Below are 1425 nucleotides of genomic sequence, written 5' to 3'. Positions count from 1 at the left end.
GACCTGACTTTTATCACCGAATCGGACATAGTAGACGCGTAGCGCGCTGACCTGGGGTGTTGTGTGGTTGGGCGGGTGGATTTGCGCACTAAGTGGGGTCTCGTAGGCTACGTTCGTGGCGTATGTGCGGACGGTGAAGACCGCTTCGGGAGCGACTGCGGTGCAGATCGTGCACTCGTCACGACGGGGTGCCCGCGATATTGAGCATCTCGGCTCGGCGCATGATGAGGCTGCGATCGTGGCGTTGAAAGCTGTAGCTGCGCAACGGATCGCCGGTGATCAGGAGACCCTTGATCTGGGTGTGGGTGTATCGCCGGGCGGTACTGGCGCGCCGCTGCCGATCACCTCGTCGCGGATGAGTCACCTCTGCGACAGCGTGGCCGGGGTGTATGACGAACTCGGCTTTCAGACGGCGACCGGCGGTGACCAGGTGTTTCGGGATCTCGTGATCGCACGGATCATCGAACCGACCAGCAAACTGGACTCGTTGCGGGTCTTGGCCGAGGCCGGGATCGAGGCCGCGTCCTATCCCACCCTGAATCGGCGTCTGCCGATCTATGCCACGGCCCGGTGGCGTCACGACTTGGCGGCCGCGTGCGCCGCCCATGCTGGTCTGGGGCCGGCCACGTTGTGTCTCTACGATGTGACGACCCTCTACTTCGAGACCGACAAGGCGGATGGATTCCGCGAGCCAGGATTCTCCAAGGAGCGTCGTCTTGAACCACAGATCACTGTCGGGTTGCTCACCGACGCAACAGGATTCCCGTTGATGATGGAAGCTTTCGAGGGGAACAAGGCCGAGACGTTGACGATGATGCCCACCCTGACCGCGTTCATGACCGCGCACAAGCTGACCGATGTGACGGTGGTGGCCGATGCCGGGATGATCTCGGCGGCGAACATGAAGGCCATCGAGGATGCCGGGTTGTCGTTCATCCTGGGTGAGAAGATCCCCAGCGTCCCGTACCAAATTCAGAAGTGGCACAAAAACAATCCGAATTCCACGCCCGCTGACGGGTTGACCTTGACCCAGCCACTGCCGGCGAACTCCAAGACCAGCTACCGCCGTCACCGGGTGGTGTACTACCGCTACAGTGCCGATCGGGCTCGCCGCAGCATCCGCGGTATCAACGAGCAGATCGCCAAGGCCGAGAAGGCGGTGGAAGGCAAGATCCCGGTCAAACGCAACCGGTTCGTCAAGCTGAAAGGCGGTGACCGAACTGTCAACCGGGAGCTGGAAATCAAGGCCCGTACCCTGGCCGGTTGGAAGGCCTATGCCACCAATATCGATTCTCCGACAGCCGATTTCGTGATCGGCTCGTACCATCAGCTGTGGCGGATCGAGAAGAGTTTTCGGATGTCAAAGTCCGACCTGGCCGCCCGACCTATCTTCGCGCGCAAGGAAGATTCGATCCGTGCCCACCT

Annotated in this window: 1 protein-coding gene; it reads left to right on the top strand. The window is 61.3% G+C overall.

Translation table 11 applies throughout. From position 1 onward, the window contains the following. Positions 1-115: 115 nt before the first annotated feature. Positions 116-1425: IS1634 family transposase (locus ACWDTD_RS20530; protein WP_449748956.1), on the top strand; the 1310-nt coding region annotated here is incomplete at its 3' end.

This window comes from Gordonia sp. NPDC003425, assembly GCF_053588635.1.
This window is presented reverse-complemented; position numbering and strand designations above follow the sequence as displayed.